This is a genomic window from Psychrobacter sp. Ps3 (assembly GCF_022129275.1).
GTDB classification, from domain to species: domain Bacteria; phylum Pseudomonadota; class Gammaproteobacteria; order Pseudomonadales; family Moraxellaceae; genus Psychrobacter; species Psychrobacter submarinus.
This window is the reverse complement of record NZ_JADQAL010000032.1, coordinates 23415-31937: the sequence shown is the minus strand read 5'-3', so window position 1 is coordinate 31937 and position 8523 is coordinate 23415. Positions and strand designations below refer to the sequence as shown.

The following is an 8523-nucleotide window of genomic DNA, read 5'->3' as shown; positions in this document are numbered from 1 at the left end:
GCCTAAAAAATAGTCTCTGTCAGTGCCAAGGTCGAATGTTCAACACGCCCTAATATCACGGACTATCACATATTAGCTCACGACTATGGCGATACAGTAGCGCAAGAGCTGCTCGCCAGACAGCGTGAGGGTAGCGCAAAACAGCGTATCGCTAGTGTGTGTTTATTAAATGGTGGTCTGTTCCCAGAAACCCATAAGCCGGTGTTAATCCAAAAACTACTACTCTCGCCTTTAGGGCCATTCGTCTCCAAGCTTATCACTAAACGCAAATTTGCAGACAATCTACGGCGCATCTTTGGACCCAATACGCCGCCGACTCCTGAGGTTGTCGATAGCTTATGGCAGCTGCTCAATCATAATAACGGTCTTGCGGTGATGCATAAGCTCATTGACTATATACCGCAGCGTCAGCAGCACCGTGAGAGGTGGGTTGAAGCCATTATCGAAAGTAATGTTCCGGTCAAGCTTATTAACGGTAGCAAAGACCCTATCTCAGGCCAGCACATGGCTCAGCGCTATCGGCAATTAATATCTAATGCCAGTAATGCTAATGATGTCAATGTCACTGAGCTGACACAGTTGGGTCATTATCCGCAGCTTGAAGATGCTGAGGCGGTGACGACAGCTTATCTGCAGTTTAGAGATAGTCTCAATCAGAGTTAGTAGCACTAAGAGATAGTAGCACTAAGAGATAGTAGCACTCAGAGATAATATCAATCAATGAGGGTTGGCTATTAAAAAGACGTCACGACAAGGACTCACTATGAAACGCGCCGCGCAACTACAGCCTTTATCTCGCCAACATCATTTAGGTCTCAACATCTCTCGCCATGCCAAAGAGTGCTCTGATAATCCTGAAGATATCAGTAAGCACTGGCACAAGCTCACTTCATATATTGATGATTTGCAAAGTCACTTTGCGATTGAAGATCATCTGATCGCGACGGCGCTATTGCCTTATAGTATTAGTAAACCCGAAGTCGCTTCCGCGCTTACCACGCTCAATGAGCAACATAAGTCTCTGCAGGCTCTCGTGAGCCAAGCCCAAGACTCTGCAAACTCTCAAAGCCATCCTATCAGCGCCGCCCAAGTCAAAGCGCTCGCCACTTTGTTATACGACCATATTCGTTTTGAAGAGCGTGACTTGTTTCCTATTGCCGAGCGCTACCTGACAACAGCAGAGTTAGATACGATTTATGCCGCCAGTCCTGATAATGTCAAAAGAGCAGATGAAAATCGTTAAAAATATTGCTGGCTTAGTCGATAGCAAGATTAATTACTGAACCGGTAGATAGCCGGCATCAGCAAAGTACTGTTGCCCAGCCTCAGAGCGTAGATACTCTGAAAATCCAGCAGCGCTAGGTCGCTCACTGAGCACTATACCGTCTTGTAATATCGACGGATAAGAATTCGGTGCTAAGGTATGAAACTGCGTAGGCTTTGCTTTGATAGCTAGCAGCTGTGCCAGCGCAACAAAGCCATAATCGACACTGCCGGTATGCGTATATTGAAAAGCTTGGCCGATGTTTTCAGCTTGTATAAGACGTTTTTGAGTCTTCATAGTCTCATAACTATTTTGGGCTTGTAGATAAGCTTTAGCGGAATTACCATAAGGCGCGAGCTGCGGGTTAGCAATAGTCACCTTAGTAGATTTCGCCATCAATAATGCATTTAAAGCCGCTGGTTTAATCTCGCTTAGCGGATGAATAACGCTATACAGCGCCAGTTGGCCTTGAGTATAAGTGAAGGGCTGAGCGTCTTTTTGACTGTTCGCCTGATCAGTCGCTAGTGTTTCTGTCGCAAGCTTGGCCGGAAACGCCTGATTCGCAGATAAAAATAAATCGTATGGCGCGCCTGAGGTGATTTGCGCATATAGCTTACCTGATGAGGCGTAAGTGATCTCAATTTCTTGGTTCGGTTGATTATTATCGGTTTTATAGCCTTCGACGACTTTCGGCAAGACGTCCGATAAGTTGGCAGCAGCAGCGATACGTAGCGTTTGAGACGATTCAGTATTCTCTGTAACACTGTCTTTAGCGCACGCTGTCAGCGTAACTGCTAGACAGCTTACGGTTATTATTATTGCTTTCATTACCACTCTAATTTTTAATTGTCCAACCGTCAGTGTACCTAAGAGCCGTCAGTTTTGAAAACGCTATTTCACCGTGTAAAGATAAGTACGCTCGCTCATTAGCTATTGTTAAGTGTCGTCGATTTATATTGAGAGTCATGGCTTGCTATATTAGTCACCTTAGTAGGACTATTAGTAGCACTAGATTTATTTTTTAGTGAATTTGCCATAACACCAAATTAACACCGAATTGATTATGGTAATAATAATTATTATCATTTATAATACAGCTTTAGTGACGTTGCATTTATAACTGAACATATAAATATGATATTAAAAGGCGCTGCTGACGTAGCAGCCCGATGGCCTGTGTTGCACTGATTGCTCGCAAAACTCTCATCTTAATGTCATCAATATCTATAAGTCTCAAATGACTTATAACGTATAAGATGAATCACTCAAATACTATTTGATAGATCGTTATGACTGAAAGAACGAATAAAAAAAGTTTTCCAACCCTTTATACCGGGACATTTATCGCTGTCATCGCGCTGCACGCTATCACAGGTTGGGCACTTGCGAATGTCAAAACACCAGATGTGACTATCGCTGAGCCTAACGAGGTGTCGCCCTTAGAAATCGAAATGATTACACCGATTATCAAAAAGCCTGAAGTTATAGAAGTTCAGCCAACACCGGAACCAGTCATTGAGTCAAAGCCTAAGCCTAAGCCTAAGCCTAAGCCGGTAGCTACTGTAGCGCCACAACCTAAACCTGAACCGCAGGTTAAACCTGAACCGCAGGTTAAACCTGAGCCTAAAGTTGAACCAAAACCTAAAGCTAAGCCTGAGCCTAAAACCAAACCCGACATAAAGCCTAAGCCTAAACCTGAACCTAAACCACCAGTTAAGACGCAGCAAACCCAGCAAGAAGTACAAGCCAAAAAAGCAGCTGAGCAAGCGCTAGCAGAAAAACAGCAGCAGGCGATAATAAACGCGCAAAAACAAGCAGAGCGACAAGCCCAAGAAAACGCCAGAAAGCAAGAACAAGAACGAATAAACGCACAAGAATTGGCAAAACAGCAAGAAATAGCCAGACAACAAGCATTGGCTAGACAGCAAGCTGAAAATGAGCGTTTAGCGCAAGCGGAAAAGGCTAGGGAAGCCGCTGCAGAACGTGCACGTGCAGCGCAGGAAGCGGCTCAAGCAAAAGCTGAAGCTGCAGCGGCAAATAGTGAGCCCGTAAGTTTTAGCGGTAGTGATGCATCATGGGCGAGAGAGCCTAATTTTGAGGGTTTAACTCATGAGGCACTCACCTTAAACCTAAGGTTTAGAGTCGACAAGCAAGGTAATATCAGCAATATCACAGTTACGGGTTCAAATGACCGCCGGATAATTCGAGATGCCAAACGTCGACTTGGACGTAGTAAATTAAACCCATTTATACAAAATGGCGTACCGGTTACCGGTATTGTGAATTTGTCTATTGCTGTTAGATCTTAGGGGCTATCGTCGTATTCCCTAAAAAAGCGCTTTCATCACAGTTAAGAGCTGATAAATACTAACCACTATTTAGTTTGGGCAACCAAAAATAAGGAGTCTACAATGGACTTTGCAATCTACTGGCAATACAGCGATATGGTGACAAGAACTCTGTTTTTCTTGCTGTTAGCATTGTCGATATTCTCTTGGGTGACAGGTATCATCCGTGTTATTCAAAGCCGCAAATTAGCAGCGACGGTTGCTGACGACTTAACGCAGCAGATTCAGGCAAGCCGTGCTGAACTAGCGGCATCCGATAGTAAAGATCAGCGCCTCGTCACTGAGCAGACGCTGCTCAAACATATTGGTCGTTATCGCTTTGCCAGTGAGCGCGGATTGCCAATCTTGGGCACGACGGCGGCCGTTGCCCCGTTTATTGGGCTGTTTGGTACGGTGTGGGGGATCTTTCATGCCTTGCATAACATTGGTACTACCGGGCAGGCGGGACTTGCGCAAGTTGCAGGGCCAGTAGGGGAGGCTTTGATTATGACCGGTCTTGGTATTGCCGTAGCGATACCTGCAGTGGTGTTTTATAACCTAGCTATCCGTATCAACCGCAAAGTTATGCATCATGCTAATGATCGCGCCCATGACCTCCTAGCGCAGTCTACGCGCGATGCGCTACCAAAGACAGAGTCTACTCCAAGAGCTGTGACTAGTGAACGAGTTGCTGCAACGACTTCTAACAAACAAACACAGCCTCAATATCAGCATTAGTACAAGCACTGAGGATAAGTAGATCTGAGAAGAAGACAACTGAGAATAAGAGACAACTGAGAATAAGAGACAACTATGGCTTTTCAATTAGGTGATGACGACACACAAGGTATGAATGAGATGAACCTTATTCCGCTCATCGATGTCATGCTGGTATTGATGATTATCTTCTTACTGACGGCGACGGTACTTAATCCAACCGTACCGCTGAATCTGCCGCAAACCAGTGCTGAGATCAATGAGCCGCCAGCCGATCCCATTCAAATCAGTATTGATAAAGATGCAGGCCTGTTTTGGGATGATAAGGCGATTAGTATGGAAGAGCTTGAGTCGCGCTTACAGCAGCAAGGAGTAAGCGGCGATAACCCTTCTATTCAGCTACGCGCCGATAAGGACAGCCGCTATGACAATGTCGCGCAAGTACTAGCCGCTGCCAGTACCGCGGGCCTAACGAAGATTGCGTTCGTTAATGAGTAGCTCATTTTAGACTATAATAAAAAATAATAATAACAATAAAGCTGGCAAGTACTTTACTCCACACCCTACTAGTGACATAGCTAGTAGGGTTTTCTTTTTTATAGTGATTGCAATAGTCATTGGCATTGACGTTTTACAAATGAATCTTATAAAGATACTCGTTTTTTATTCATACGCAATTTATGGAGAGTATGGTCGATGGTCTTATGATGCTTGATCACAGCGTAGATAGTGTTCACTATGAGCCGTTTGGCCCTAAAATGAGCTTAGAGCTGTCTTGATTCTGACTTCAGTCCTCAACCACAACACTAAGTCTAATTTCGATTGTATTTAATAGCTCTACAATATCTTTTAGGAAGTGTTTGCCTAGTCAGCGCTCAACTGGGCAAACATCCAGCGTAAGAAGCGGTCTACTATTTTAAAAAGTCAGGATTCATATAAGCAGGATTTGGATAGCTATAAAACCCTTCGCCAGTTGCCGCGCCTAGTTTATTTTGATCAATCAGTTGCTCTTTTAGATACTTAACCGCCTTAAACCTCACAGGGCTTTGAGTCCGCTCAGCAGACATCTTAGTGATGTTATAAGCGGTGTTGATCCCTATGGTATCTAAGATACCAAACGGTCCGACAGGCGCACCGGTCACTATCATCCATGTCTTATCAATGGTATGCGGATCAGCCACTTCTTTGGCTAGTAGTTGCAAACCTGCGTCTATAAACGGCGCTAATAAGCTATTCATAATATAGCCGGGTTGCTCTTTATACAGCGGCATTGGCACCATACCGATATTTGTCGCAAACGCGACTACCTCATCAAATACTTTCGGATCGGTTCTAGGATGCCCCATGATTTCAGCGACGTTATGCATCCAGATCTTATTGGCAAAATGTAGCGCTAGGAACTGAGCAGGCCGTCCTGTTGATTCAGCAAATTGGCTCGGCAGTAAGGTTGAGGTATTGGTCGCAAATACTGTTTTTTCTGGAGCCAGATTGGCCAGTTTTTCATAAAATTCGACTTTAATCTCTGGAATCTCAGGAATGGCTTCAATCATTAAGTCAGCGTCTTTGACTGCTTCTGCCAAATCTGAGGTGTAGCTAAGATTATCAAACGTAGTATCTAACTGCTCTTGCGTCGCTCTTAAATCCTTTCTGAAGGCCTTACACATCCAATTAAACTTTGACTTAGCTTGCTCTAGCACCTCATCACTGATGTCATAAACGATGACATTAAAACCATGATATGCAGCTTGAAAGGCGATTTGATAGCCTAGGACGCCGCTTCCTGCGACAGTTACATTCTTATACGTCATGATGACTCCCTGAAATAATGACTATGATTTTAGAGTTATTATGTGGCTATTGTCAACGTACTGTCATAAATGCTCGGTAGACTTGAGCGTAACTTATATCGTTGTGGTGGATTTGATAAAGCCGCAACCTACCCTTTACGCCACTCTAGCCAAATAGCAAGGTGACTGAACATGACGTTATTGAACAAACCGCTCGCTCATGAAGCCGTAGAAGACTCAAACACGAGCAATAATACCGAATTTAAAACCATCATCAATCGCCGTATGCATCGTCGCCATATCTTAAAAGGCGGTACAGGGCTGGCGGCGGCAGCGTTTTTTGGGGCGCTGCCTTTGGTTGGCTGTAGTGACGACGATGACGACAGCCCATCTCGCCTGCCCAGCGACGATGACCAAGCCGCCATCCCAGCACAAGGAAATCTCAAACGTCCCGACACCCTAAAATTCACTGCAGTGGCGCATTCGACAGCCGATACCATGAGTGTGGCGGAAGGCTATCAGGCAGAGATGATATTGCCACTAGGGACACCGCTGATGTCTGGTATCGCCGACTGGAAGGACAACCGTGAGCAGTCCGCTGAGTCGTTTGAGTGGCGTATGGGCGACAACCATGATGGCATGTGGTTTTTTGGCAAAAAAGGCAATACCTACGATGCCAAAGCCTCTAAAAACGGCCTGCTGGTCATGAACCATGAGTATGTCAATAGCAGCGAGCTTAGCCCATTTGGTTATCATGTCATCTCGGATAACAATGCGGCACCCATTTATCAAAACCGTCGTCTGGCCAGTGATGTGCGCCGCGAGGTTAACTGCCACGGGGTCGCTGTCGTTGAGATGACTCGCCGTGCCGATGGGATGGGTTATGAGATGGTCAAGGATTCAAAATACAATCGCCGTATCACCAGCAGTACGCCCGCCCAGCTGACGGGTCCTGTGGCAGGCTCTGATTTGGTCAAGACAAAGTTTGATCCAACAGGGTTGCAGACGCGCGGCATCAACAACAACTGTGGCGCAGGACTGTCGCCGTGGGGTACCTATCTGACGACAGAAGAAAATTTCTTGGGCGTATTTGCGCGTGGTCAAGACGCCGAGCAGCTAAGCGCAGGTCATAACTACGGGCGTGAGCGCTATGGGGCCAGCGAAAACTTCTCTGGCTGGGAGTATCTGTGGCATACGCCTTATGCCAAAGATGAAATCATAGCTGATGAGTTTGTCCGCTGGGATATGACCGCGACAGGCGCTGATGCTACTGAGGATTATCGCAATGGCTTTAATACCTTTGGCTACATCACCGAAATCGATCCTTTTGATCGGCACTCAGCACCGCAAAAACGCACGGCACTCGGTCGTTTTGCACACGAAAACTGTGCGTATGCGCCCGTCGAGTCAGGTAAACCTGTGGTGTTTTATATGGGGGATGATGCGCGCGGCGAGTATATTTATAAGTTTGTCTCAAAGGCGCGATGGTCCAATGCAGATATCGGCGGCGGCCTCAAAGCTGGCGACAAATACCTAAATGAAGGCACGCTGTATGTGGCGGTGTTTCACGAAGATGGTCGCGGCGAGTGGCGGCCACTGGTCCATGAACAAAATGGACTTGATGCGAGCAATGCTGAGCTGCCCTTTGCTGGGCAAGATGAGGTGTTGGTCTTTGCGCGCGCTGCCGCCGATGCCTTGGGTGCGACCAAGATGGATCGACCAGAGTGGGTGTCGGTGAGCCCCATGACAGGCGAGGTGTATGTGACCTTGACCAACAACAAATATCGCGGCGAGCGTGGGGATCAGCCTCTCTCAGCAGCCAACCCACGCAGCTACGAAGCGCGCGGCAAATCCCGCGGAAATGATAATGGTCATATCATTCGCTGGGCCGAAGCAGGCGGTGACCATGCGGCGATTCGCTTTGAGTGGGATATATACTTGTTTGCCGCGCCCAGTGAGCTTACGGCAGAGAACTTATCGCAATTAAACAAAAACAATGACTTGTCATCGCCTGATGGCCTGTACTTTGATCCGCGCGGGGTATTATGGATTCAGACCGATGATGGCGCGTATACCGATACCAGCAGTTGTATGCTATTGGCCGCGTTGCCTGGTCAGGTCAGCGATGGCACGCTGATCACCACATCTGCAGGCCAGCAAACCCGCGTCGGAATGACTGCTAGTGATGACAATATCAAACGCTTCTTTGTCGGTCCTGAAGGCTGTGAGGTGACAGGCATCACCATGACGCCAGATTTTAAAACGTTATTTATCAACATTCAGCATCCTGGCAACACATGGGGCGCGGTGGCTGGAGGTAGTACGCCGCGCTCGGCCACCGTGATGATTACTCGCGAAGATGGCGATGTCATATTGGCAGAATCATTTACTTAGAGCGCTTGGATGACTCGGCTACGATAGTGAAATG

The 8523-nt window shown here is 46.7% G+C and carries 8 protein-coding genes; 6 read left to right on the top strand and 2 right to left on the bottom strand.

Annotated features, from left to right (window positions below; all coding sequences use genetic code 11):
• Positions 1–156 precede the first annotated feature (156 nt).
• Positions 157–663 (top strand): alpha/beta hydrolase, encoded by a 507-nt coding sequence (locus tag I3248_RS09775; protein ID WP_238063496.1) that lies wholly within the window; start codon positions 157–159, stop codon positions 661–663.
• 100 nt (positions 664–763) lie between these two features.
• Positions 764–1243, top strand: coding sequence for a hemerythrin domain-containing protein (locus tag I3248_RS09770; RefSeq protein WP_025645868.1), 480 nt, complete (start codon positions 764–766; stop codon positions 1241–1243).
• 33 nt (positions 1244–1276) lie between these two features.
• Here I3248_RS09770 and modA read toward each other — a convergent pair whose 3' ends face one another.
• Entirely contained in the window at positions 1277–2092 is an 816-nt protein-coding gene (gene modA, locus I3248_RS09765; RefSeq protein WP_201601435.1) for a molybdate ABC transporter substrate-binding protein, read from the bottom strand.
• Positions 2093–2553: 461 nt separating this feature from the next.
• Between modA and I3248_RS09760 the strand changes: the two genes are divergently transcribed.
• From I3248_RS09760 to I3248_RS09750, 3 genes are all read left to right on the top strand, one after another.
• Positions 2554–3573: an energy transducer TonB gene (locus I3248_RS09760; RefSeq protein WP_238063494.1), complete on the top strand. Its 1020-nt coding sequence runs from the start codon at positions 2554–2556 to the stop codon at positions 3571–3573.
• A gap of 102 nt (positions 3574–3675) precedes the next feature.
• The gene (locus I3248_RS09755; RefSeq protein ID WP_238063492.1) at positions 3676–4329 is read left to right on the top strand and encodes a MotA/TolQ/ExbB proton channel family protein; all 654 of its coding nucleotides are present in this window, start codon (positions 3676–3678) and stop codon (positions 4327–4329) included.
• A 75-nt stretch (positions 4330–4404) separates the two neighbouring features.
• Positions 4405–4806, top strand: a complete 402-nt coding sequence (locus tag I3248_RS09750) for a biopolymer transporter ExbD (RefSeq protein WP_025645859.1) — start codon at positions 4405–4407, stop codon at positions 4804–4806.
• Between the two features lie 413 nt (positions 4807–5219).
• On the opposite strand, the gene I3248_RS09745 is transcribed toward I3248_RS09750, so the two are convergent.
• The gene (locus tag I3248_RS09745; RefSeq protein ID WP_238063490.1) at positions 5220–6116 is read right to left on the bottom strand and encodes a 3-hydroxyacyl-CoA dehydrogenase; all 897 of its coding nucleotides are present in this window, start codon (positions 6114–6116) and stop codon (positions 5220–5222) included.
• A gap of 171 nt (positions 6117–6287) precedes the next feature.
• Here I3248_RS09745 and I3248_RS09740 point away from each other — a divergent pair, with 171 nt between their 5' ends.
• Positions 6288–8489, top strand: a complete 2202-nt coding sequence (locus I3248_RS09740; RefSeq protein WP_238063487.1) for a PhoX family phosphatase — start codon at positions 6288–6290, stop codon at positions 8487–8489.
• Positions 8490–8523: the final 34 nt, after the last annotated feature.